The organism is Bacillus sp. NEB1478, assembly GCF_031582965.1.
Classification (GTDB): domain Bacteria; phylum Bacillota; class Bacilli; order Bacillales; family Fictibacillaceae; genus Fictibacillus.
In genome coordinates this window covers 2,818,702-2,843,737 of the sequence record NZ_CP134049.1, presented here as the reverse complement: position 1 = coordinate 2,843,737, position 25,036 = coordinate 2,818,702, and the positions used below count along the sequence as shown (strand labels likewise).

The 25,036-nt window shown below is 37.6% G+C and carries 29 protein-coding genes; 20 read left to right on the top strand and 9 right to left on the bottom strand.

Going from position 1 to position 25,036, the window contains the following annotated elements:
* Positions 1-45: 45 nt before the first annotated feature.
* Positions 46-588, bottom strand: a complete 543-nt coding sequence (locus tag RGB74_RS14235) for a tetratricopeptide repeat protein (RefSeq protein WP_310759958.1) — start codon at positions 586-588, stop codon at positions 46-48.
* A 283-nt stretch (positions 589-871) separates the two neighbouring features.
* Between RGB74_RS14235 and RGB74_RS14230 the strand changes: the two genes are divergently transcribed.
* Positions 872-1,300 carry a GNAT family N-acetyltransferase gene (locus RGB74_RS14230; RefSeq protein WP_310759957.1) on the top strand — a complete coding sequence of 143 codons (429 nt, stop codon included), beginning with the start codon at positions 872-874 and terminating at the stop codon, positions 1,298-1,300.
* Positions 1,301-1,342: 42 nt separating this feature from the next.
* Here the strand turns inward: RGB74_RS14230 and RGB74_RS14225 are convergent, their stop codons facing one another.
* Together RGB74_RS14225 and RGB74_RS14220 are read right to left on the bottom strand one after the other, a co-directional pair.
* Positions 1,343-1,660: a hypothetical protein gene (locus RGB74_RS14225; RefSeq protein ID WP_310759956.1), complete on the bottom strand. Its 318-nt coding sequence runs from the start codon at positions 1,658-1,660 to the stop codon at positions 1,343-1,345.
* Between the two features lie 83 nt (positions 1,661-1,743).
* Positions 1,744-2,157, bottom strand: coding sequence for a hypothetical protein (locus RGB74_RS14220; RefSeq protein ID WP_310759955.1), 414 nt, complete (start codon positions 2,155-2,157; stop codon positions 1,744-1,746).
* A gap of 230 nt (positions 2,158-2,387) precedes the next feature.
* On the opposite strand from RGB74_RS14220, the gene RGB74_RS14215 reads away from it, so the two are divergent.
* From RGB74_RS14215 to RGB74_RS14175, 9 genes are all read left to right on the top strand, one after another.
* Entirely contained in the window at positions 2,388-3,077 is a 690-nt protein-coding gene (locus RGB74_RS14215) for a hypothetical protein (RefSeq protein ID WP_310759954.1), read from the top strand.
* A gap of 105 nt (positions 3,078-3,182) precedes the next feature.
* Entirely contained in the window at positions 3,183-3,503 is a 321-nt protein-coding gene (locus RGB74_RS14210; protein ID WP_310759953.1) for an ArsR/SmtB family transcription factor, read from the top strand.
* Positions 3,496-3,951, top strand: a complete 456-nt coding sequence (locus tag RGB74_RS14205; RefSeq protein WP_310759952.1) for an SRPBCC family protein — start codon at positions 3,496-3,498, stop codon at positions 3,949-3,951. The genes RGB74_RS14210 and RGB74_RS14205 overlap by 8 nt, the downstream gene beginning before the upstream one ends.
* Positions 3,952-4,125: 174 nt before the next feature.
* The gene (locus RGB74_RS14200) at positions 4,126-5,265 is read left to right on the top strand and encodes a zinc-dependent alcohol dehydrogenase (RefSeq protein WP_310759951.1); all 1,140 of its coding nucleotides are present in this window, start codon (positions 4,126-4,128) and stop codon (positions 5,263-5,265) included.
* Between the two features lie 562 nt (positions 5,266-5,827).
* The gene (locus RGB74_RS14195; protein ID WP_310759950.1) at positions 5,828-6,241 is read left to right on the top strand and encodes a hypothetical protein; all 414 of its coding nucleotides are present in this window, start codon (positions 5,828-5,830) and stop codon (positions 6,239-6,241) included.
* 34 nt (positions 6,242-6,275) lie between these two features.
* Complete coding sequence (locus RGB74_RS14190) at positions 6,276-6,833, top strand: hypothetical protein (protein ID WP_310759949.1); 558 nt, start codon at positions 6,276-6,278, stop codon at positions 6,831-6,833.
* A gap of 24 nt (positions 6,834-6,857) precedes the next feature.
* Positions 6,858-7,103, top strand: a complete 246-nt coding sequence (locus RGB74_RS14185; RefSeq protein WP_310759948.1) for a hypothetical protein — start codon at positions 6,858-6,860, stop codon at positions 7,101-7,103.
* Between the two features lie 166 nt (positions 7,104-7,269).
* A complete protein-coding gene (locus RGB74_RS14180; RefSeq protein ID WP_310759947.1) occupies positions 7,270-7,587 on the top strand; it encodes a hypothetical protein in 318 nt (105 codons plus the stop codon).
* Between the two features lie 103 nt (positions 7,588-7,690).
* On the top strand, positions 7,691-8,158 hold the full coding sequence (locus RGB74_RS14175; RefSeq protein WP_310759946.1) for a DUF4188 domain-containing protein: 468 nt from the start codon (positions 7,691-7,693) through the stop codon (positions 8,156-8,158).
* A 216-nt stretch (positions 8,159-8,374) separates the two neighbouring features.
* Here the strand turns inward: RGB74_RS14175 and RGB74_RS14170 are convergent, their stop codons facing one another.
* Positions 8,375-8,845 (bottom strand): hypothetical protein, encoded by a 471-nt coding sequence (locus tag RGB74_RS14170; protein WP_310759945.1) that lies wholly within the window; start codon positions 8,843-8,845, stop codon positions 8,375-8,377.
* A gap of 169 nt (positions 8,846-9,014) precedes the next feature.
* On the opposite strand from RGB74_RS14170, the gene RGB74_RS14165 reads away from it, so the two are divergent.
* Entirely contained in the window at positions 9,015-9,959 is a 945-nt protein-coding gene (locus RGB74_RS14165; protein WP_310759944.1) for a Gfo/Idh/MocA family protein, read from the top strand.
* A gap of 15 nt (positions 9,960-9,974) precedes the next feature.
* Here RGB74_RS14165 and RGB74_RS14160 read toward each other — a convergent pair whose 3' ends face one another.
* Positions 9,975-10,409, bottom strand: coding sequence for a ribosomal maturation YjgA family protein (locus RGB74_RS14160; RefSeq protein WP_310759943.1), 435 nt, complete (start codon positions 10,407-10,409; stop codon positions 9,975-9,977).
* 138 nt (positions 10,410-10,547) lie between these two features.
* Between RGB74_RS14160 and RGB74_RS14155 the strand changes: the two genes are divergently transcribed.
* From RGB74_RS14155 to RGB74_RS14135, 5 genes are all read left to right on the top strand, one after another.
* Positions 10,548-11,063, top strand: coding sequence for a DinB family protein (locus tag RGB74_RS14155; protein ID WP_310759942.1), 516 nt, complete (start codon positions 10,548-10,550; stop codon positions 11,061-11,063).
* A gap of 195 nt (positions 11,064-11,258) precedes the next feature.
* The gene (locus tag RGB74_RS14150; RefSeq protein WP_310759941.1) at positions 11,259-13,706 is read left to right on the top strand and encodes an EAL domain-containing protein; all 2,448 of its coding nucleotides are present in this window, start codon (positions 11,259-11,261) and stop codon (positions 13,704-13,706) included.
* 296 nt (positions 13,707-14,002) lie between these two features.
* Positions 14,003-14,458: a GNAT family N-acetyltransferase gene (locus RGB74_RS14145; RefSeq protein WP_310759940.1), complete on the top strand. Its 456-nt coding sequence runs from the start codon at positions 14,003-14,005 to the stop codon at positions 14,456-14,458.
* 101 nt (positions 14,459-14,559) lie between these two features.
* Complete coding sequence (locus RGB74_RS14140) at positions 14,560-15,819, top strand: aminopeptidase P family protein (protein WP_310759939.1); 1,260 nt, start codon at positions 14,560-14,562, stop codon at positions 15,817-15,819.
* Between the two features lie 361 nt (positions 15,820-16,180).
* Positions 16,181-16,555 carry a hypothetical protein gene (locus RGB74_RS14135; protein ID WP_310759938.1) on the top strand — a complete coding sequence of 125 codons (375 nt, stop codon included), beginning with the start codon at positions 16,181-16,183 and terminating at the stop codon, positions 16,553-16,555.
* 354 nt (positions 16,556-16,909) lie between these two features.
* Here RGB74_RS14135 and RGB74_RS14130 read toward each other — a convergent pair whose 3' ends face one another.
* A complete protein-coding gene (locus tag RGB74_RS14130) occupies positions 16,910-17,206 on the bottom strand; it encodes a hypothetical protein (RefSeq protein WP_310759937.1) in 297 nt (98 codons plus the stop codon).
* Between the two features lie 163 nt (positions 17,207-17,369).
* On the opposite strand from RGB74_RS14130, the gene RGB74_RS14125 reads away from it, so the two are divergent.
* Positions 17,370-18,383: a Gfo/Idh/MocA family protein gene (locus RGB74_RS14125; RefSeq protein ID WP_310759936.1), complete on the top strand. Its 1,014-nt coding sequence runs from the start codon at positions 17,370-17,372 to the stop codon at positions 18,381-18,383.
* A gap of 289 nt (positions 18,384-18,672) precedes the next feature.
* Here the strand turns inward: RGB74_RS14125 and RGB74_RS14120 are convergent, their stop codons facing one another.
* The 3 genes from RGB74_RS14120 to RGB74_RS14110 form a co-directional block, all read right to left on the bottom strand.
* A complete protein-coding gene (locus RGB74_RS14120) occupies positions 18,673-19,773 on the bottom strand; it encodes a GerAB/ArcD/ProY family transporter (RefSeq protein ID WP_310759935.1) in 1,101 nt (366 codons plus the stop codon).
* A gap of 247 nt (positions 19,774-20,020) precedes the next feature.
* Positions 20,021-21,229: a Ger(x)C family spore germination protein gene (locus tag RGB74_RS14115; RefSeq protein ID WP_310759934.1), complete on the bottom strand. Its 1,209-nt coding sequence runs from the start codon at positions 21,227-21,229 to the stop codon at positions 20,021-20,023.
* An 11-nt stretch (positions 21,230-21,240) separates the two neighbouring features.
* Positions 21,241-22,827 carry a spore germination protein gene (locus tag RGB74_RS14110; protein ID WP_310759933.1) on the bottom strand — a complete coding sequence of 529 codons (1,587 nt, stop codon included), beginning with the start codon at positions 22,825-22,827 and terminating at the stop codon, positions 21,241-21,243.
* 139 nt (positions 22,828-22,966) lie between these two features.
* Here RGB74_RS14110 and pepT point away from each other — a divergent pair, with 139 nt between their 5' ends.
* From pepT to RGB74_RS14095, 3 genes are all read left to right on the top strand, one after another.
* On the top strand, positions 22,967-24,199 hold the full coding sequence (gene pepT, locus RGB74_RS14105; protein ID WP_310759932.1) for a peptidase T: 1,233 nt from the start codon (positions 22,967-22,969) through the stop codon (positions 24,197-24,199).
* A gap of 208 nt (positions 24,200-24,407) precedes the next feature.
* Positions 24,408-24,653 carry a hypothetical protein gene (locus tag RGB74_RS14100; RefSeq protein WP_310759931.1) on the top strand — a complete coding sequence of 82 codons (246 nt, stop codon included), beginning with the start codon at positions 24,408-24,410 and terminating at the stop codon, positions 24,651-24,653.
* Between the two features lie 14 nt (positions 24,654-24,667).
* Positions 24,668-25,033: an NUDIX hydrolase gene (locus RGB74_RS14095; RefSeq protein WP_310759930.1), complete on the top strand. Its 366-nt coding sequence runs from the start codon at positions 24,668-24,670 to the stop codon at positions 25,031-25,033.
* The last annotated feature ends 3 nt before the right edge of the window (positions 25,034-25,036 follow it).

Sequence of the window (25,036 nt, the reverse complement as noted above, 5' to 3'; positions counted from 1 at the left end):
TGTGCTGAGTCTTTCAGCACACCTTCTCGTTATTTTTCTGTTTATTTACCAAGTTTCATCAAGGTTCTGGGCGTAATAAGTAATCCCGCGTTTAAAGTATTGAAGTTTTTCGTCGTTCGTTGTTTCCATTAAATTCATTAATGCAATTTCCATAGCTTCTTTATAGTTTCCTGTATTGTACAAAGCCATAGAATAGAAAACCTGCAGACCCCGATGTTCAGGAAATTCTGTCACGCCTCGAAGCAGTGTTTCTAAGGATTCTTGATAGAGTCCTAAAACACGATACGTACTGCCAAGACCGAGTAAACATCTTTGCAAATCTGGTCCTGAAAGTCCCAGATCAATAGCTTTTACATAATAAGGAATTGCTTCTTTTCCAAGTCCCATATTGTCATGGGCAATTCCAGTCTGGTAGTTTACTTCAGCGTGCTCGGGATATGCGGCAGCCAGTTCTAAAAGAAGTGTACGTGCTTCGTTCAAAATCGTCTCATCCTGCTTTGCACGACCTTCTTCACGCATCTCAATTGCCTTATCCAAACGTGTACGCAAATTTGTTGTTTCAGAAGTATTTACTAATTTTTCATTCATTTTTTTAATCTCCCCAAATGTAGTCGTACTGCTAATGGCATGGTAACGCTTGTATCACAATACTTCCAGGGGAGTTTATTAGTTCTGGATTCGATTTTGCAAAAACAACATCATGGTTTCTTAATCCTCCTTGAAAATTCAAGAATGAACACCACACTTCAATTGTATAATATTGTATTTTCGGATGTGGGTCAACCGTGATTTTTTAGTTTCTATAAAGGAATGAAATCGATTTTAGAGAAAGAAGAAACTAACTTGAGAATGTATAAAGGAGTGGACGTTGTTGATTAGACTTGCAAATTATGAGGATACGAAAGAACTCGCCAGACTCTGTGCGGAGTTGGACTATGAAGCTTCTAAAGAACAAGTAGAGACTAGAATGGGTTGGATTCTCCAGGATAGCGATCATGCTATTTTTGTTTTTGAAAAAGAGGAATCTGGTCTTGCTGGGTGGGCGCACGTTTTTGGAAAACATTTAATAGAATCTGTGTATGCCGAGATTGGCGGATTAGTAGTCGACCAAAACTGCAGAAGGCAGAAAATTGGCGAGAAGCTGATGAGAAAATGCGAAGACTGGACGAAAGAAAGGGGCTATACAGAATTAAGGTTACGCTCAGGCGGACACCGGAAAGAAGCCCATGATTTTTATAAACAGATTGGCTATGAAAATATTAAATCACAGCAAGTTTTTAGTTTGAAACTGAGTAAGTAGGAAAACAAAAAAAGAAGGAGATCGTCCCTTCTTTTTCGCTTATTAAAAACCAGTCCCGGAACCCCATTTGCCCCAGCTGCCTGGAGATCCCCATCCGCTGCCTGGAGGAAAACCTTGTCCGCTCTGGCTGCCCATGCCTGATCCGAAAACAGGGGGAATAGGACCATAGTACGGTATATCATTAAAACTAACCAAAGTGGTTGTTACACCACTTGGAGTATAAATGGCTAAGGTAGCACCATTGTATTTGTCTGATTTAACTACATTTGCAACCACTTGTCCATAGCCTGTAATATACGTTGAAATATACTGGCCTATATAAGGGATTAATATTTTGTAGCTAATCGCTCTTTTAAACAAATCTACCATCCTATTAAATATTTATGTTCTCTTACCTAGATAAGGAAATTGAAAGAGACTGTACCTTTTCTTTAAAAAACGGATTAAAATCCGCCAAATCCACCGAATCCACCAGGAAACCATGGAGGGAAGAACTGCTGACCGCCTTGTTGACCGCCTTGCTGACCACCCATCTGGCCCATGCCGCCTTGTTGACCGCCCATCTGACCGCCCATCTGACCGCCCATTTGTCCCATACCCTGGCCCATTCCGCCAAAAACAGGAGGAATAGGTCCTTGATATGGAGCAATTCCGAACATATCATTTTGATGTACTTGTAATGCTCTTACCCCGCTAGGAGTAAATACATTCAATGTAGCCATTCCTGAAGCTTTATCGAATTTAACCACTTGCGCCACTACTTGGCCATAACCTGTAATCGCAGTTGTAATGTATTGACCAATAAATTGCTCTAACGTCTGACCAGGTACAAGGTATGCTCTTTTACGCTGAAACAAAAAAATCCATCCTTTTTAAAAATTAATTTTTAACTCTTTATATGTATATGGGTATTTATAAGATTTGAATGGACGAGTACACAGAAAAAATTGAAATAAAGACACCAATCTTAGAAAAAAACTTAGCATGATACAATTTGATGACTTGATCGGCTGGTTAGACAGACAAATAACAAAAGCCTAAACCTTTTTCCTTGAAATATCGTCTATATGGAAAAGGGGGAAATACCATGAGACGATTGGGTCTATTTATGCTGTTGTCAGTATTTTTGTCTGGCTGCAATAACATCTGGATGCCAGGGATGCATACTATTATTGACTGGGTCGATTTTGTGAAATGGGATGGGGTTGAGTACGACGCCATTCATACAGGAGCTTTAGCGGATGAAAAGTTTATTGGCAAAAAGATAGGTGAAGTGAAATTCAAAGTTGATGAGAACGTAACTAATTCTCATTACAAAACAAAAGATGGAGATGCAGCATTTCACGAAAAGGGTACAGAGCTCTATTCGATAAAAAATGAGCCGGGCTTGATTGCTGTTAAAGTTTCTAACGAATTAAACGGATATCGCGTTTATCGCTCAGGAGAAGGTTATGATGACAAGTATGACTTTAAAAATGTACCTTTAGAAAGTGTGAAAAAAATCGAGATCTATAAGTCCGAGTGGGAAAAAATAAATGAGGTTAAGAATCCAAAAGAAGTAACAGTGTTTCTGAATACATTGAAAAACAGCAAAGAAGAGCCAGGATTCCAATATGATATATCAAAAGGAGATCCTATATTTTTCGATATTGTTTTATATACGAATGAACCTGTTGCGTATAAGTATTTCATACAATTTGACGGCACTTCTTACTTCTGGGCACCGAATGATATCGCTGTTTTACCTAAAGAGATCGGTACATTTTTTATGAAATAGAACCATTTTAGATGGCGATTCTTGTATTTTTAAGAGTCGCATTTTTGTTGATTGACAGGCAACTAATAGGTTGCGTATAATGAAAGAAGAAGGAGGTGGGAACTTATGGATCATGTGTTCAAAGCTCTTGCCGATGTCAGCCGCAGAAAATTGCTTGATGAACTTTACAAGGAAAATGGACAAACACTGCGTGCTCTAAGCGAGCATCTTGATATGTCACGGCAAGCCGTTACGAAACATCTTACCTTATTAGAAAAAGCAAACTTAGTTGTTGTTGAAAGGCATGGGCGAGAAAAATTCCATTACCTGAACCCGGTTCCCATCAATGAGATTTATCATCGCTGGATTCACAAATTTGAAAGTCATCATGTGCAAGCATTATATAAACTGAAAAGTAATCTTGAGGAGGATAATCAAAATGAATAAACCGAAATTTGTGTATGTTACTTACATTGCAACAACACCTGAAAAACTCTGGGAAGCACTGACAAATGGGGATTTTACAGAACAATATTTTTTCGGGAGCCGTGTAGAATCGGAATGGAGTGAAGGTTCAACGATTACTTATTCCCGTAATGGTGAAGTGACCGATTATGGCAACATTCTTACTTTTGAACCTTACAGCAAACTTTCATTTACATGGACCTACAAAGGCGACAAGACTTCACGTGAAAGTGAGACAGTAGTTACGTTCCAGCTGCAGCAAATGAATGAGACAGTAAAGCTGACACTTAAGCATGAACACTTGTTAGAAACAGATATCGTTGACAAAGAAGATACCTTTGAAGGATTTAATAACGGCTGGCCGGCAGTTATGAGCAACCTTAAGACTTTTTTAGAAACAGGTAAGGTACTGCCGCCTGTTATTGTGTAAATGAGGAACAACTAAACAGACAAATTACTGACCCAAAGGATAGGAATAAACCTGTACTTTGGGTCTGTTTTTTGAGATAAGACTATTTGTTCATTTGCATTTAAACTGTTCATTTTGCACATTTTTTTAATTGGAACGGGAATATTGTTAGTATTCTCAACCAAGGAGGTAGTCATGAGAGCAGTTACTTTTCAAGGTGCAAAGGACATTCAAGTAAAGAACGTGGTTGATCCAGTCATTCAGAAAAAGGATGACATCATTGTTCGGATTACTTCTACAGCGATTTGCGGCTCAGATCTTCATATTTATCAAGGGGCTCTTCCTACAAAGAAAGATTATGTGATCGGGCATGAACCAATGGGCATTGTAGAAGATGTAGGACCAGAAGTCACAAAGGTTAAAAAAGGTGATAGAGTGGTCCTGCCTTTCAACGTTTCGTGCGGGCATTGTTTTTATTGTCAGCATGATCTTGAGAGCCAATGTGATAATTCTAACTCAAACCCAAAGGTGGATACAGGAGGGTATTTTGGTTTTACAGAACGCTATGGAAATTATCCAGGCGGCCAAGCTGAGCTGCTGCGTGTCCCTTATGGAAACTTTATGCCGTTTGTAATCCCTGAATCATGTGAACTAGAGGATGAAGCACTGCTCTTCATGTCAGATGTACTTCCGACCGCTTATTGGAGTATTGAAAACTCAGGAATGAAAGAAGGGGATACGGTCGCAGTGTTAGGCTGTGGTCCTGTAGGTTTGATGGCTCAAAAATTTGCCTGGATGAAAGGGGCAAAGAGAGTTATCGCCATTGACAACATTCCTTATCGATTGAACCTTGCTAAAACAAAGAATCAATCAGAGATCTTTAATTTTGATGAACACGATAATATGGGTGCTCACATAAAAGAAATTACGAGCGGAGGCGTAGATGTTGTTGTCGATTGTGTTGGAATGGACGGTAAGAAATCGGTGGTCGAGGCAATCGAACAAAAACTGAAGCTGCAGGGCGGTACTCTCAGTGCCATCGAAATTGGTCTGAACGCCGTTCGGAAATTTGGGACCATACAACTGACGGGTGTATATGGTTCCATGTACAACATGTTTCCGCTAGGTAATATATTCGAAAGAAATGTTACATTGAAGATGGGACAGGCACCTGTTATCCATTACATGCCGATGCTGTTTGATAAAATCATGAACGGTGAGTTCGATCCTACTGAGATCATTACGCATAGAGTTCCGCTGGATAAAGCAGGAGAAGCTTACAAGACGTTCAATGACCATGAAAATGAATGTATTAAAGTCGTTTTGAAACCATAAAATCATAAGAATCCAATCCCTTAAAGATCAGGAGAACACTCATGTTTCTCCTGATTTTTATTTTTGTCGATTTAACTCGATTCGCTCGTATTTTATGTAAAAGTGTGAGATGAAAGTAAAAAAGTGTGGGATTAAAGTCAAAAAGTGTGAGATTCAAACTGAAAAGCGTGGGATTATCCGATTTAGTCTTTAAATGCGAATCAAATGGGAGAAGACGGATCGTCATCCCTCTTATTTTTCGTATTCAAATGTAAGATTCCAGCAAAAAAAGCTGAAAAATTCTAAAAAACAAGAAAAAAAGAAAGAAGATGGAAACATCCATGTTCTAACCGCATTAAAAAAGGTCCTCTAAATAGTAGGACGAAGCTAGGCGAGAGGAAGATGGTTGAAAATCCATCTTCCTTTTTTATATGGGAAAAAAGGTCATATTTTTCCAGTAAATGTTATAATTAATCAAAATACAAATATAAAGGAGCCAGTTGATGATGAATAGAGAGTATGGATTAGCTGGATATAACGAGAAATATAAAGAATTTAAAAAATAATAAGTTGAAGGTTCTTTATGAAAAAGAAATTTTATTTATATGGTTTACTAATTTGTATTGTACTTGGATTAGGGATTTATTCGTATATTAGCAGTGTTGCCATTTGTGGTACATCGGACAACGGAGTCTGGAAAGCCAGCTATCAAAAAAACTTTGACAAAGGAGTCGGTGGTTGGATAGGGCATGTCAAACAAACTTCAGAGGACAAAATCAAATTAAAAGAGATTCGTTTTACAGATAACGAAAAAACGTTAATGAGCGATCATATATTTATTGATGAAAGAATGGAAGATGGTTCTGTAACAAAACTAAATCCAGTTTCAATAGATTTTTACCTAGGCGACCCTCCAAAGGAAAATCACAAATACAAATTACATATTACATGGGAGAAAAAGGGAAAGTTACATACAGATATTTTTCAACTTAAATAGTTACTAATCATCAGGGAGTAAACGTGATAAAAAAATGAGAAAAAAATCAAGTCTATTAAGTATTATTTCCATTCTATTTATAAGTGTGCTGCTATTTGTTATTCACACGATTTACGTTGAAACAGAAGGAAGACAATATTATTTTAAAAATCTTCAATCAACCAATCTTTCTAAGGAAACAATCAATAGCATAAGATTACATGAAAACATAAATAGTCCAGCTTTTGAAAGAACATATGGAAATGCTTTGGGCAAAGACAACAATGACATGTACGATTATTTTCATTGGAAAACAGGATTAGTAACAGCATCTCTTAATAAAGGAAAAAACAGAGGTGAGATTGTACGTTTAATCATTTCTATAAGTGACGAAGGTGAAAAGCCAGTTTTGGAGACTGCAAGGGGAATATCAGTAGGTGCACCGAAAATAAAAGTCCTCAATAAATACGGTGGGCACTATTATAAAAGATCAGAACAAGGAGTGGAAATTATCGGTTACGTTGATCATACTCAAAAATCTACGATCGAATTTTGGCTGGATGGTAAAGATAGAGTTTTTACAATCCGCTTTGATGATATAAAAGTGAAATAAAATTATATTTAGGAGCGATGCGAAGTGAGTTTGTATCAATTGCTGTATACAATCGTATCAACATCACTGATGACATTGATTGCACGATCGGAAAACGTTGTAATAGAAATAATGAGTGTTTTTGTAATTGTTCTAGCAACTATGTTTACCTATAATGCTATAAATAAAAATCCTAAAAAGTTATACCTAAAAATGCCTCTTTATGTATCAGCTGAAATTAGTGGAGTTGTTATAACTGGTTCGATTTTCTTTGTGAAATCATTCTTCTAAGAGATTATAAGGAAAAGTTTAAATAGGAGGGCTAATTCTTATGAATAGTTTAGGCTTTGTTATTGGAATAGTAGCTTTTGTTTTTGTATTAGACTGCAGATCTAAAATCAAAAAATTAGAAGACCGAATAAAAAAATTAGAAAAACATTAAGAGGGAGATTTCACTTTGAAGAAAAAGGTGTACTTGATCCTTGTTATCGCAGTATTAATTTTAGTAATCGCTCCGCCGTTAGCTGCCCCTTCAATTCACAACAACCATTCAGGAAAAAGCGCCATAAGGAATTTTCTTTACAAAGAGGGTCACCCTTATCAAAGTTTTCTTGCCATCATAACAGACCGGAAAATTCATGATCCTGCATATGGTGATATGTTTGATGTCTTGTGGAAGGACTGGGGTGCTGAAACTGGTCAAACAGCACAGATTTGTTATGCGAAAAAATTAAAGATTAACAGCTACAAGGTTTCTTGTAGTACTGGGCCTTGATCATTACGAGGTCGTTTCACAATTCGGGCGTTTACAAAGAGTTTTTTTGTTTGAGTTATCCGTTCAATTAACCAGGTTTGTTCTGAAATATGGAGGAAATGATATGAAAAAAATATTTAAAGGAAGATATATGGCAGACACAGATGAAAATTTTGTACTGTTCATCATAGGTATGCGTGTTAATAAAATTTTATCTTTTTCTAAATGGATTCCAGTCTTTAAAGCAATGGGTCCAATGATAAGAGAGTTATATCAAAACCCGCAATTAGGATTTCTTCATACCGAATTCCTATTTAATTGGCGTGGAGTAACACTTATCCAGTATTGGAGAAGTTTCGAACAATTAGAAGCATACGCTCATGGGAAAACCCATCTTAAAGCATGGAAGGATTTTAATAAAAAAATAGGTGACGATGGCAGTGTTGGTATATACCACGAAAGTTATAACATTGTTAATAAAGGGGCAGAAGCAATTTATAGTAACATGCCTAAATTTGGACTGGCTAAAGCTTATTCTTTAGTTCCAGTAACGAAAAATACGAACTCTGCTAGAGAAAGAATAAAGAGCTAATACGATTTATTATTCTAATAACAAGTGTCTAATTTGTATGAAATAATTCCTTCATGTCACGATCTAGTCTTTGGAGATGCAAGTCCAATCCATAAATTTTTTCTATTCCTCACCTGATAGCAGTGAAGTGGCCAAAGTTTATCGTTGCTGGATACTATAAATTATCTAGTTCAGCGTTCTTACCATTGATTTTCAATATGCGGTATCAACTTTTGATCATCCTTTCAAAGGTAATTTCTGTTTAAGAAAGGCTTGAGCAGAATAACAGGATACAATTAAAGAACAAAAAGCTAAGAACGTGTACATATTTACATACAGCGTATTCGTTCCCTGATTGAGCCAGCCGAACCTGTATATATCAGAGCCTTCAACAGTAGGAGGTCCACCAAGCTCCTTAATTAAATCATTAAAGAAATGAAACTCCATAACAATGGTCAGAATCAGAATACTTAAAGAAAATGCCAAGAGCATTATCCATTTTTTACTGGTCAGCTCAAATCTCTTTAATTGTTTTATTATTGAGATTCCGAACAACACGATGAAAATCAAAGAAAGACTTAGAGGAATTATACCGAGATTGCCGTTTCCTCCGATTCTGCCAGGCTTTTGAGTGAAGAGATCGACCAGATAAATAAACAATAAACTTAAGACAAGATAAGCTATAAATTCTTTCGGATATCTTCTCATCCTCCATATTTCCCCCTGTCAGTTCTATAAAATAATGCTACCATAAATTTCAAAATGCACATTCATTAAATTTTGCGCAGGCAAATAGAGCAATTATTGATTAGAGCTTTTTCTAAAATTAGAGTTATTATGAAATAAACAACATGAAATCAATAAGGAGCTGAACGCATTGAAAATAGGAATCATTGGATTAGGCGCGATTGGGCAGCGTCTATTAAAAATGTTTAACGAACATCCTGAAGTGGAAATCGTGGCGATATGTGATGCAAACGAATCAGTATTACAAGCAACGAAAGAACAGCTGCCAAACGCTGAGGCGTATACAGATTACCAAAATCTGATAGCTTCAGATGAAGTAGAGCTTGTGTATATTGCAGTTCCGCCAAAATATCATCATCAGATTGCTCTTGATACTGCAAAGAAAGGCAAACACATCCTTTGTGAAAAACCGCTTGCGAATAGTTTGGAAGAAGCAGATGAGATGAGAGAAGCCGTTCACGGGAAGAATCTTATAAATGCTATGAACTTTCCCATTTTTTATCGATCAGAGTTTCATCATATAGATACGTTAATCAAAGAAAAGTATATTGGGGAACTGCTCAGAGTCGAAGTGAAAGTACATTTTCATGAATGGCCGCGTCCATGGCAGCAAAATCCATGGATTGCTGGACGAGAACAAGGCGGGTTCGTGAGAGAAGTTGTTCCTCATTATTTGCAAATGGTTCAAAGGTTTTTCGGACCGATTACATCTGTAGATACTTTTATGGAGTATCCCGAAGATCCGGCGTTATGTGAAACAAGTGTGATCGCTCGGTTACAACTCGCAAACGGTGTACCGGTCCTTCTCGATGGACTGAGCCAAACGGCTGAGAAAGAAGAAGTACTCCTGAAAATTTACGGAACAGAAGGAACGATAGCACTGAGAAACTGGACGGTTTTAGAAATGGCAGGGAAAGGTGAGGACCTCTCAGCAGTTGAGGCAGACACAACTGAGGAACCACTTAACTTAGTAGATGAATTAATAAAAGCATTAAATGGAGAAGATGCGAAATTAATCGATTTTGAAGAAGGATATGAAATACAAAAAGTTCTAGAAAAAATACTCGTGAAATAAAATAAAAGGCACTTATCAAAAAAGATAAGTGTCATTTAATTTGAATAATAGACGATATGCCAATAAAGATGCAATCGCAATTCCAGTAGCATAACGAACTAAATCTATGAGAAGAAAACCTTGCCCCAGAATCAATGAGCCTAGCAAAGTATGCCGAATCTGATTGATCCAGTTTTCTTGATAGAGCTGGCTGAATTCTATACCGAAGCTGAATAGGAAACTAAGCCAAATGGCTGCAGATAACCTCATGCGTACGAATAAAAAACGGAACCCGAAATAAACCATCATGGCCCACAGCATATCCCCGGCATTCTGCGCAAAAAATGCCAGCAGCCAATCGCTGTATTTTCTGGAGGCAAGTCCTAATGGTATGGTAATCGCTGTTGCTATCAAATAAAATACTCTCATTTTAAGATAAAACTGGTTAGTAGATTCTTTCTTCGTATTCAATGCGTTCCCTCTTAACATAATTTAAATGCAATATTTGTAAGTTTCAATATAACGAGTTTACGAGGAAAAAACAACTTATGCTAGAATTTAATATAAGTGAATTTGTCAGGATATCGATTTGAAAAGGAGTGTATTAAAATGAAGAATGATATCGCTTTCATTAACGATGTACGGGAGAAACTTTGGGAAACTGTAGAAGGTTTCTCAGATGAACAGTTAAATGAAAAGGTGAAAGAAGATAAATGGTCTATTATGCAAGTGTTAGATCATTTGTACTTAATAGAAATGAGCATTACGAAAGCGATAAACAAAATCCTGAAGAACGGTGAAGCTGTATCAATCCAACTAAAACCTATTCAAAACACGGTAGACCGTTCAATAAAAATAGAAGCTCCGCCTTATGTTGTGCCTACTGAAAATTTTTTAACGTTAAACACAGTCAAAGAGAAGTTAAAGAGTTCACGAGAGTCGCTGTTACAGCTAGTAAACCAAACATCCAAAGAAATCCTGCAGGAAAAAGGATTCCCACATCCCGTCTTCGGCTTAATGAGCCTGGATCAATGGATACCCTTTATCGGCTACCATGAAAAAAGACACCTTGAACAAATAGAAGAATTAATTGCTTTAAAAAAGCAACCAGGTGAAATCGTTTAAAACAGAACTATATTCAAAAAAGAGCTTACCAGCGTGTGAGCTCTTTTTTGAGTGTTTGATGGTGTACAAGAAGAATGGTTTAACAGCGTTATTAATAATCTATAATAGAATGGCAAGTTTTACCGATATAGTAAATATGGCTTTTACCAATCTTGATTTTAGATTGGCTTGAATAATAGATAAGGAGTTTTATTAATGGAGGCAGTCACTCATACATATTATATACCTCTTGTTGTGCTTTCAATTATTATTGCAGTAATAGCTTCATTTGCTGCTTTAGAGTTAGGTGTTCAAATAAAAAAGGCAAAGTCTTCTGCGCGTCACATTTGGTTAATAACAGGAGCTATTGCCTTAGGGCTGGGCATATGGGCTATGCATTTTATAGCGATGCTTGCCATGCATCTTTCCATTCCGGTTACCTATAATTTAACGATGGTCATAGTATCAATTCTTCCAGCCGTTATTTCCTCAGGTCTTGCTTTTTATATCATCAGCAGAAGTAAAATGGGAACTCGGCAAGTTTTGCTGGGAGGATTTTTGATAGCATCAGGAATCGTGTGTATGCATTTTACAGGAATGACAGCTATGAAAATGGGAGCGATTATTGAGTACAGTCCTTTTTTATGGATTCTCTCTGGGATCATTGCCTTTATCGCTTCAATTGTCGCGTTATATTTGTTGTTCTTTGTAAGTGAAAACAGCAGCGATAAGAAAATGTGGTGGAGGAAAACAGGCAGTGCCCTCATTATGGGGATGGCGATTGCTGGCATGCATTATGTGGGGATGTCAGCTGTTAGCTTTAAACCTCATCATCATTCAAACTTAGCAGGAGCACAGATCGATAGTACATTTTTAGCCTATGTAATCGGAGCAGGCACACTCATCATTCTAGGTTTAGTTTTTATTAGTACTTTTATAGATAAACGATTTCGGTATCAATCGTTATTTTCAGAAAGAAAATTCCGTTCAGTTATAGAGTCCGCTAATGATGCCATTATTCTAGCTGATAGTAAAGGAACGATTATATCATGGAACTATGGAGCCCAGCAGATCTTTGGGTTTCAAGATAAAGAAGCAATAGGAAGAAATCTTCAAATCATTATACCTGATAAATATAAAATGGCTCACCAAAAGGGAATGGAACGTTTCCTTTCTGAAGGTAAACCAAAGGTAATGGGGCAAACCGTTGAACTGGAAGGGTTAAAAAAAGACGGTCTCGAATTTCCAATCGAACTTTCTCTGGCGGCGTGGAAGGAAAATGACGATGTCTATTTTAGCAGTATCATCCGAGATATTACCGAACGAAAAAGAAATGAGAAAAAAATTCATCAGATGGTTTATCGTGATCCATTAACCGGACTTCCTAATCGTCTGTTATTAAACGACCGTCTTTCCCAAGCATTAGAGCAAGCGGATGAAAATAAGCATACGATCGGTATCCTATTTATTGACCTGGATCGCTTCAAATTTATCAATGATACATTAGGACACTCGGCTGGTGATCAATTGTTAATAGAGATTGCCAAAAGAATTGAAGACAGTGTAGGGAAATCAGATACGGTATGCAGGCAAGGCGGGGATGAATTTATCGTATTGATCCCTCATTCAACCTCTGATGAAATCACGAAAAAAGCTCAGAGAATAATCGAGATTTTTAGTCAATCCGTTATGCTCAATGAACAAGAGTTATTTGTCACACCTTCGATTGGGGTAGCCGTGTATCCATCAGACGGCAAAGATATCGATACATTGATAAAAAATGCGGATACCGCAATGTACCGCGTAAAAGAACAAGGTAAAAATAATTTTCAATTTTACACGCCAGAAATGAATGAATTAGTATCAAAAAGAATGAAGCTCGAGATCGGGCTTCGGAAAGCACTGGAACAAAACGAGTTTAAGATTGTTTATCAGCCGCAGGTAGATGTAGTCACAGGGGAGCTAGTTGGGGTAGAGGCACTTATTCGCTGGCACCATCCTGAATGGGGGAATATCTCTCCGGTTGAATTCATCCCAATCGCAGAAGAAACAGGTTTAATTTTACAAATAGGAGAATGGGTTCTTCACGGAGCTTGTCTTCAAAATAAAACATGGCAAAATGCAGGATATCCCCCTATAAAAATGTCAGTTAATATTTCATCAAGGCAATTTCAACAGAGCGATTTAGTTAAAATGGTCAGTGGCATTCTGGAAAAAACGGAACTTCATCCTAACTATCTTGAGCTGGAGTTAACGGAAAGCATCATCCAAGATTCAAAATATGCGGTATCTAAAATGGAGCAATTAAAAAGCATGGGGATTCATTTGTCCATTGATGACTTTGGAACAGGATACTCTTCATTAAGCTATCTAAAGACCTTTCCAATCAATACTTTGAAAATTGACCAGAGCTTCACAAGAAATATCTATACGGATGCAAAAGATGCTTCGCTCGTGGAGACGATTATTAACATGGCTCATAACCTGAACTTAAAAGTAATAGCTGAAGGAGTCGAAACAAAAGAGCAGCTCCAATTTCTAAAGCAAAGACAATGCAATGAAGCTCAAGGATACTTTTTCAGCCAGCCGGTATCTGCTCAAGAAGTTTCATCCATGTTTGAACAACAAGTGGAATCGGACAGGACCATGTCCACAATGAATTAGTTTTTTGAAAATAGAAATTAAAATGACTTAAAAAGATGCTGTAACAGCTTTTTAAGTCATTTTTTTATGGCAGGTGCGAGAAATACGAGCGGAATATGAGAAATACGAGCGCAAAATTAAATAGGAAAAGGGGTCTGTCCCGGGACAGACCCCCTCATTATACAAAGTTAATTTCTTATTAAAAAAAGATTTGAAATTTATGGTAATCTAGTATTTGAATTGATCTTGTTAATGAAAATAGGAGATTATTAAAGTGGAATTAAAAGGCCAAGCCAAATGAAGAGAAGGATGGTTTCATGCTAATAAAAAAAGACGATTTAACCGGAATGGAGATTGCTGGTTTGATTAACGAGCACCTTTATAGCATGACGCTTCATTCACCACCTGAAAGCATACATGCATTGGATCTTGATTCATTGCGGAAACCGGACATTACATTTTGGAGTGTATGGGAAAGTGGAGAATTGATGGGTTGCGGGGCTCTTAAAGAACTGGACAGACAGCATGGCGAGATCAAATCCATGCGGACCTCATCATCGCATCTTAGAAAAGGTGTAGCGAGAAATATGCTGCAATACATAATAGATGAAGCCAAAACACGCGGGTATAAAAGATTAAGTTTAGAAACTGGATCACAGAAAGCCTTTGAACCTGCAAGAAGACTATATGCTAGTTTCGGATTTCAAAATTGCCAACCGTTTGCAGATTATAAAGAAGACCCTAATAGCTTTTTTATGACAAGAGAATTATAAAAAAATTCAAAAAATGGCTGTCAACAGACTATGGATACTCTATAATAGAATTACATAAATAAACCAATCAGTCGATTTTTATAAAAAGAGGAGGATTCTACATGAAAGATTACTTTTATGCTCAAAATCGCAGCCGTTTAAAGGAAGTGCTGCCGAATGAATCTGTGACGATTCTTTTTGCGGGGGAAGCACCTTTTAAGACTGCAGACGAACGCCACAAATTTGTCCCGAACCGTAACTTTTACTACCTCACAGGAATCAACGAAGCAAACGTTACCTTAGTAATCAAGAAGACAGGTAATGAAGTAAAAGAAACGTTGTATATCGAAAAAGCAGATCCTGTCATGGAGAAGTGGGTTGGCAAAACCGTTTCACAAGAAGAGGCAAAAGCGATCTCAGGAGTCGAAACGGTAGTGTTTCATGAGAACTTTGAAAAGATGTTAACTCAAACATTTTTTAATGAAAATATGAAACATGTATGCTTGGATCTAGAACGCCGTGAATGGTCTGGAACCCATACAAAAACGCTGCAGTTTGCCAAGCATCTGCGCGAACATTATCCACACGTAACAATCAGCAACGTGTATCCTGAAATTTGTGAACTGCGTGTTGTGAAAACAGCTGTTGAGATCCAAAAGATAAAAGAAGCGATTAACATCACAAAAGAGGGCATATACAACGTACTGAAACATGCAAAAGCAGGTATGATGGAATACCAGCTGGAAGCACATTTTGACTTTGTTCTGAAATCTTCTGGCGTGAAGGATTTTGCTTTCGGAACGATTTTAGCAAGCGGCAAGAACGCGACGGTTCTTCATTATGAAGATAACGATGCCCAGATCAATCAAGGGGATCTGATTCTGTTAGATCTTGGTGCACAGAAGGATTACTACAATGCGGATATTAGCTTTACATTCCCAGTCGACGGAAAGTTCTCGCCGCGTCAAAAAGAGATTTACAACATTGTGCTTAAAGCGTTAAAAGAAACGACGAAGCTTGTTAAGCCGGGCTCGAAGTATGCAGAATTAGATAAGCATGCTCGTAAAGTTTTATCTGAAGAACTAAAGAATATTGGACTCATTCAAGACGATTCCGAACTTTCGAAATACTATTACCATAGTGTAGGGCATTTCCTTGGTTTGGACACTCATGATGTCGGATCATACAAAGATCGTGTGCTTGAGCCAGGTATGGTTCTTACAATCGAGCCAGGCTTGTACATTGAAGAGGAGTCGATTGGAATTCGTCTCGAGGATGATATTCTTGTAACAGAAGACGGTCACGAGAATCTTTCAAAAGACATCATCAGAAGTGTAGAAGAAATCGAAGAATATATGGCAATGAACAAGCTGCTTGTTTAATAAATAATGAAAAAGTCTGAATCCAAAAGCTTAATTTTGGTTCAGGCTTTTTTAATAAAAGGCTCTGTTGTCCTGACTGCGAATCAGAACATATCGTTCGGCATGGCAGGTTATCTAGAATCACGATATAAACGTTACTGCTTGTTTAACTAACGGGCAGTTTAGTTCAACAAGAATACCTAGCCGATGTTTTTTGCTCTGTTTAAGAATAATGGTGATTTTTGATAACTCTTCGAAATCTTACTTTCAGTTACCTGTCAGATGGTAAGAGAAATAGGAATAGTATATTACTGGATTAATAAAATTGAAACAGGAAGAAAAATGAGGTGATTTTATTTTAGAAAAACTCAGGAAAATTAATATGAAAACTGCTGTATTTATGGGAATTATTTTTTACTCTTTGACTATCTTAATCCACTTTCTTATTATAAGCAAAAGTATTCCATTCACATGTGTTAATGGTGGAAGGTCTGAATCATTCGCTGAACAGCTACCAATATCTGTTATAAATATCGTTATTTCTATTATTGGAGTAGTTTTTACGTTGATTGTTGGTAGAATTAAACTATATAAATACAAAAGAGGAATAACCGTTATATGTTGGTTTTTTGTTGTACTTTGGTCTTTTGGATTTATACAACAATTGTTTGGAACACCTTTTGAAAAAATGGTTTGTTCGTTAGTATTGCTTATTGGAGTTATCTCGAACTTGCGTATGGCGATTGAAAAAAAATAGATGTAACTATTTAATTAATAAGTTTGTGAACAATTACACTTAAACTAAAGGGGTGCGTTAGTTTAACAAGCAAATATTATAAAAATGGAACTTCCACAAATTGGTAACTTTCATTTTTATAAGTAATATCAACATTAAACTTTAACAGAGCCTAATAAAAAAGCTCTGTTAATTGATAGTGTTGATAATCCTTGGAAGTCAGAAAATCCACTCCCTTTTCGCGGACGAACCGCCAAGCCTCCTCGTCGGGTCTCGGCAGTCTGTTTTTTAGCCTGAGTGTTAAGATTTTCTTTGCCATTTCAACAGCGATGTTTAACAGAGCCAACAAAAAAATATCCCGCATTTGGGATCTTTTTATCTGTATTTATCGTGCGAATCCATATTTCGATAAGAACGAAGGGACGTTATGAAGGCAGCGTATGCTCCAATAGCCGCATTTCCGTAAAAAACACCCATGAAAATGCCTGCCCACAAGTTATTTGGATGAGCAATGAATATCGAGATGAAAAGTCCTAACAAGTTGGCGACCGTTGGAATCCAGGAATGAAACTTTGGAAAAAAGGCTTTCAATAGTTCGATCAGGACAATGATTGCGGGCACGGCAATTAATGCATCCCAAAAGTTTGTATGAATAATAGGGAATTCCTCCAAAAAAAAGCCTCCTTAACCGTCCCGTGAATTTTGAAGTACATATATACTTTATACAGTTTACAGCTAATTTTTCCTGTTTTATTCATTGGAAAAGAACATATTTTAAACATCTTGCTCAATGTTGTGCAATAATGGAATCAATAAAAAACTGGGAGGTGCTTTTATGAATGTAGCATTAATAAGCAAGTGGCATGTACATGCAGTTGATTATGCAAGAGAAGCACAAGAAAATGAATCGATCTCCATCAAACAAGTTTGGGACGAGGATTCCTTACGCGGTAAACAGTGGGCTCAAGAATTAGGTGTTCCGTTTGAAGCAGATTTGGAAGCAGTTTTATCGAATCCCGAAATTGATGGAATCATTATCACAACTCCTACTAACCTACATAAAGAAGTCATCATCGCTGCGGCCAATCATGGAAAACACATCTTCACTGAAAAAGTTTTAGCATTCTCTGTAGAGGATTGTGAAGAAATCTTCTCAGCGGTTGAAAAAAACAATGTTCATCTTATGCTGTCACTTCCAAGGCTGACAGAGAGCTTCTATCTCTATGCACAAAATGTTGTCGATCAAGGTTTGCTTGGAGACATCACAAATGTGAGATGCCGAGTGGCTCATAATGGAGCAGTGCCGTCAGATGAGAACGGTAAAGGATGGCTCCCGGATCACTTTTTTGATAAGGAAGCTTGTGGAGGGGGAGCGCTGATTGACCTTGGTGCACATCCGATCTACTTAACGAATCGCTTAGGCGGAAAAGTGAAGAGTGTCAGCGGAAAATTAAGCCGTTTCCACAACCGTGAAGTCGATGATAATGCGGTTGTTATGGTTGAATACGAATCTGGAGCAATCGGACTCATTGAGACAGGATTCCTTTCATTTGGAAGTCCGCAGCAGCTGGAGCTTTATGGTACAGAAGGAACACTTTTAATCGAGGATAAAGTAGCACGAATTAAAAGCAAACACCTTGGTACAGGCGAGTGGGTTACGCCGGAATTTCCAGAACCAAAGTCTTCGGCAATACAGCAATGGGTGGATTCTGTTGAAAATGGAAAACAGCCATTCATCACAAAAGAAGATATGTATAATTTAACCGTAATTAACGAAGCAGCGGCTTTATCGAACGAAGAAGGCCGTCATGTGCTAATTTCAGAGATTACCAAGTTCCCAATCGTATAAATGGAGAGAAAATGGCTTAAAAGTGTCTTGAAATGGCACGTTTTAAGTCATTTTTTATTCTCGTCCATGTTTTGAGGGTGAAATTCATTAAAATTTAGGATTCGATGCTCTCGAATCCTCTTCATTTTAACCTTCGTCTTCATATATCCACGGCAAACAGTCATAATTCCACGAAAATCAGCCATAATTCCACATTAAATTCGATATAACCACGAACCGACAAAATACGGCGGCAAAATCAGCAGTCGCTCATGCTCTTGTCCAGCTACAATACCGATATTCAACAATTCTAATGAGGTGCAGCCGGTTTACCACGAATGAGGGAAACAACCCAGATAATCAAGGGAAAAAAGAACAACCATATGATTGCATATACATCATAAATAGGGGTGAATTCAATCAAATAACTGCTGCTTGGAAATATGACTAGAGATACAACAAACATCAATAGTCCGATTGGGAAAGTTAATAGTTTATAGTCATGGATTCTTAATGAGTGTGATATGCCAACACACAAAATATAAGTCAAAACAATTAATTTTACATAAACGGTAATAAACCAAATAAGGGCCATAAATGCTTCCACCCTTTGAAAAAACTCACGAATGTTGATGGTTTTCGATAAATCAAAAGTAGGATATATACTTCGGCTCGTTTCATTTACACCCATTACTAAAATGGATAAGGTGGATATGAGGATGAGTATACCGCCGCCAAGAAATGTTCCTAGCAAGTATGCACCTCTTGTTTTCTCAGGTTGGTTCACATTCGGAATGATCATTAAGAATAGGATAAGTTCCAAGAATGGGAATACGATTAATGAAACTGAGGAACGTAATACAGGTTTCATTCCGTTCTCTAAGATTGGTAATAGGTTGATGATTTGCATTTTTGGAAGAAGAGTAAAAAATAACACCACAAAAAGGATAACCAGCCAAGGCAGAAAAAGTTCCGTTGTCCGCGTAAAGGTTTCTAGTCCTAACCGGACACCATAAAGCACAATAATCAAGAACAATAGATGGATTGCTTCGATCGGTGTTTCGACCATCATAACCGTCGTCATGAAATCACCAATGTTACGCAATACAAATACGGCCAAGATAAAAACATAGCTTAAGAAAAAGATCAAAGAGAAAATTCTTCCTAAAACCGGGCCAAATACTTTTTCTATAATCTCTGCAAAGTTAATAAAATGAAATCTCTTAGAAAGTGACCAATTTAACAGAACCAAAAGTAAACCGATACCAAGTCCGATTAATCCAGCAAGCCAAACATCTTGCTTTGCATTTGCAGCTAGGATGGATGGGATAATTAAAATCGCAGTCCCCACCGTATAAAGGGCAACCAATATAGTGAATTGTCTAATACTGATGATTCCTTTTTCAAACATACGTGCCTCCAAAAACGTAGTTACAACCCATCAGTTATCGGTTTTAACAGAAAAGAAATCCAATCAAGGGGTGTAGGTATAGTTTTGCCAAGTATTTGCATGATTAAAAGGGCAAATCCAAAGCTAATCAGACCTAAATATATCCACAGATCTTTTTTATAGGTGTTTTTTATTTTGATTAGTGTAGGTCCATCAATAAAAAGAATGGCTGCAGCTATTAACATAGGAAACATATATTTAAACATCGTTATTTTTTATCAAACTCATTTAAGAATGAGTTGCTGTTTTTACCAATTTTATCAATATGAACATTGACCTTGCTTGTGATTTTTATCTTTACAAATTTTTCGTCCCATCCTTTTTTCGCAGTCTTCCAGTATTTTGGATCGGAACGATGGATGACTTTTCCTGCTCCGAGAAAATCTATTTTATATTTTTTTTGAGCAGCAATAGCAGCTTCGGTTATTTTTCCATGGATATCGTGTTCTACTAATTTTTCGATTTTATCAATAGTGGCTTGCTTAGTTAGATTGATGGAACACCCAACTTCCCCTACATTTGCATGTGCATTAACAACAGCATGTACGTGCGGGATGCCGTTCTCCATCTTACTTTTTACCTTTGTGTGTGTATCAATTATTTCTACTGATAGACGATCTTGCTTTTGATCTAAACAAGGGACCGTAACAATGGTACTTTTGACATTATCGTTGAAATAGTTGTAACCTTTGCTTTCATGTTCGGTCAGCCAACCTTTTAATTTATCTTTTTTAAATACAGCAAGATTGATATATTTCAGTCTGACTTTTGGATTAGTGGTTTGAAGATTACTCATTTTTTCGCCTTCCTTAGGATTTCCAATTATTTTTAAACCTGTAATGACCGGTTCTTTGCCCTCACTTGTTAGATCATCGATTAATTTTCCGAACGTAAGAGCATAAGAAGGCGCAAATACTTCTTCAGACGTTTTCAGTTTTGCAAAAATATTCTGTGCTGCGATCTTCTCCACTGGAACAAGGATATTTAGCACTTCATCAGCTCGATGCCCTTTAGCAACAACAACAACAAAGTCAGACCGGAATTCTTGATCTCTGGCAAGTAAATCGAGTGATTTAGAAAATCCTTCTTTAGCAATTTTTTCTCCTAAAACGAGTACTTTGAGATGAGGATAGAAAGTTTTCCTTGGTGCAGTTTTCGTTAATCGCCTAATCGCATCAAAAATCGTATCGCCTTTTTCTTGATAAGTAACAATTGGAGCTCTTGAAGTATCCATTTGTTTTGAAGCAATAGAAGCTGGATTAACAATCTGCACCGTAACAACATATTGATCGTCTTCTTTATCAATTCCCAGGGCTACGGCAAGACCTAATTCTTCTAACTCTCTGTTGTTCCAGCATCCTGATAAGAAAGGGCTTAACGCAAAAATAAAGATTAATATCCATTTTTTATAGAACATGATGATTACCTCTATTTCTGATCAGATGATGTTTTGGGTTCTCGATCGATATTTTTTTGATTGACTAAACGTGGGCGTGTGAGTAACTTCCATCTTGGTTTTCTCCATAGCGTATCTTTCATATCAGATTTAATATATGGTGCCATCGGAGCCATGTAAGGAATGCCAAATGACCGGAGGCTGCACAAATGAAGGGAAAGTGCGAATAAACCAATCGTAATGCCGTAAAGACCAAAAGTCCCTGCTAAAATCATGAAAATAAATCGCAGAATCCGAATGGAAATACCCATATTATAAGCGGGTATAATGAAGTTCGAAATCGCTGTAATGGAAACGACAATTACCATCGCAGCAGAGATAATTCCAGCCTCGACAGCAGCTTGACCAATTACTAACGCCCCAACAATAGATACGGTTTGACCGATCGCTTTTGGAAGCCGCAGTCCAGCTTCCCTCAAAATTTCCAGGGTGATTTCCATAATCAATGCCTCTATAACAGCAGGGAAAGGAACACCTTCTCTTTGTGCGGCAAGACTGACTAATAGTGTAGAAGGGAGCATTTCTTGGTGAAAGTTAATAACAGCGACATAAACAGAAGGTCCCAGCAATGATATAAAAAAAGCAGAAACGCGTAATATTCTTAAAAGAGTTGAAATATCCCATCTCTGATAATAATCTTCTGCCGCCTGAAAAAAGTGCGTGAACAAGGCAGGGACTAGCAAGACGAAAGGTGTTCCATCAATGACAATCGCGATGCGTCCTTCTAATAGCCCCGCAGCAATCACGTCAGGTCTTTCCGTGTTATATACGGTTGGAAAAGGAGTGTATGTCTCGTCTTGAATAAATTCCTCGATATAGTTGCTCTCGAGAATTCCATCGATATCGATTCGGTCCAGCCGCTGATGAACTTCTTTTACAAGTTTTTCATTCGCGATTCCGTGTATATATACCACTGCTACCCTTGTTTGTGTTACATTTCCGATTGGCTTGGACTCAATCCATAAACGGGGATCTTTAATTTTACGGCGGATCAATGTGGTATTGATTTGAATGGCTTCCGTAAAAGCTTCTTTCGGACCTCTTACAACATTTTCTGTTGCGGATTCTGAAACATCACGACCTTTCCAGCCGCACGTATCCATCCCGTAGCCCATTGATGCGGAGTCTAATAAAAGAACGGTATTTCCAGAAAGTATTGATCGGTAAAGACCAGTAAAATCATGTATTTCACTTAAATGGCTGATAGGAAGGGAAAGGTGCTCAATCCAATCGGATTGACTCAGTGTTACAGAAGTATGACTTTTCAGTTCTTTAGACGAGACGGAAATGTTCTCTAAGAAATGATTGATAATCTCTTTATTAACTAAACCCTCAATATAAATCAATGCCGCTTCTTGTTTGAGTGATTCATTTACTAGGAATTTAGCGAAAACTAAATCCGAACTATGCCCAAATGAAGTATTGATCTGAGAGATGTTTTTTTCAAGGTTTGAATACAATGCGTCTTCAGCAGAAGGAGCCGCATCCGATTTAATTGAATTATCATTGGCGATTTCATTGTCGAGTAGCTTTTTAATGCGTCTTTTTTTAAATACCATTGAACATAGCTCCCCGCGTATATTTTTTGATATTTTTACCAAAAAACACAATTCTATTCGAGAGCTATGATTCTTTAAAATCGTTCTTCACATGTAAAACATGATAAAATGAAACAAAACAATGGGAGTTGATTGAAAATTGAAACAAGAGATGATTGAAAGATTTACGTCTTATGTAAAAATCGATACGCAATCAGATTCTAGCAGTGAAAGCACACCATCTACACCAGGTCAGCTGACATTAGCCAGCCAATTGGTAGAAGAATTAAAGGGAATTGGCATGGAAGAAGTAACGATAGATGAAAATGGCTATGTGATGGCTACACTTCCATCCAATACAGAAAAGGATGTACCGACGATCGGCTTTTTAGCTCATGTGGATACGGCGACTGATTTCACAGGCACAAATGTAAATCCACAAATCGTTGAGAACTATAATGGAGAAACGATTATCTTAAATAAAGACTTACATATCGAATTATCACCGGCTGATTTTCCAAGTTTGCTAAATTATAAAGGACATACTTTGATCACAACAGACGGAACAACATTGCTCGGTGCAGATAACAAAGCAGGCATCGCCGAAATCATGACAGCAATGAAATATTTGATCGAGCACCCGGAAATCAAACACGGAAAACTAAGAGTAGCTTTTACACCAGATGAAGAGATTGGAAGAGGACCACATAAGTTCGATGTGGCTGCGTTCGGTGCTAAGTTCGCGTATACAATGGACGGCGGACCGCTTGGTGAACTTGAATATGAAAGCTTCAATGCAGCTGATGCAAAAATCACGATTAAAGGGAAGAACATCCATCCGGGTTCTGCCAAGGACAAGATGGTTAACTCCGTGAAAATTGCGATGGAGCTGCAAAGCAAGCTTCCAGTGGAAGAAGCACCTGAGCATACGGATGGGTATGAGGGCTTTTATCACTTGACTGGAATAAGAGGCGACGTAGAACAAACCAAACTCGGTTATATTATTAGAGATCATGACAAAGCACTTTTCCAAAAAAGAAAAGAAACGATGCAAGGAATCGTTGATGATTTAAAAGCAAAATACGGTGAAGACAAAATTGTATTGAAGATGGAAGACACATATTACAACATGAAAGAGAAGATCGAACCAGTAAAAGAAATTGTAGACCTTGCTTATAAAGCGATGAAAAATTTGGAGATTGAACCGATCGTCAAACCGATTCGCGGCGGAACGGACGGTTCACAGCTGTCTTACATGGGATTGCCGACGCCAAATATTTTTACAGGCGGAGAAAATTACCACGGCAGACACGAATACATCTCAGTCGACAACATGATCAAAGCAACACAAGTAATCGTTGAGCTTGTTCAGCTGTTTGAGCAGGAAGCATAAATTGATGATAAGGAGGTTAACTCGTTAGGAAGCGAGTTAGCTTTCTTTTTTAATGCCCGATCCTTGATGTCGGACTATTTTGATAGGATTCCGTCCCTCATTTGCAGGCGTATTTTAATTAAAAGTAAGGGAATAAAAGGAAGTTTGGGTCATTTTGTAGAAAAGGTATAAGCTGTTGAACCATTTGATCATAAGAAGTGATTGGCTGATGAAAAAAATTCACGAAACACAATCATCCAAAAGAACGTTTGATGAACAGGAACAAAAGATTTATTCGCCAATCGAGAATCTGCAAAATATAGAATCCGGAGGTTCGCTCAATAAAAAAGGGTTAGAAAACGTAAGCGGCTTGCCTAAAGGGATTAAGCTTTTGGGCTATGTCCTTTTCGGTCTGTTAGGTGCATCCATGCTGCTCGTGATGGTCTTGAACTTTTTTGAAAATCATTTGAAATAAAGAAGGTGCAGAGCTTGTTGTCACAAGGTGTCATTGTTCGAAACAATCAACTTTTGCTGGTCAAACAAAAAGTAAAACGAGGCGATATCGTCTGGAACTTCCCCGGGGGCGGAGTCGAATCAGCCGAGACGTGTGAACAAGCTTGCGTCCGAGAAGTAAGAGAGGAAACAGGGTATAACGTCAAAATCATCAATCTTCTTTTTAAAAATGGATCTAAACATTCCTATTTGTGCGAGGTTGTTTCAGGAGAACTTACTATCGAAGAGGATGAAGATATTTTAGATGTTCGCTGGGTAGATTTGTATGACGACTCATATTTTGACGATGTATCAACGCCGATTATTGAGCTTGTAAAAAAATTAACAATGCAGGAGAGGTAGAAA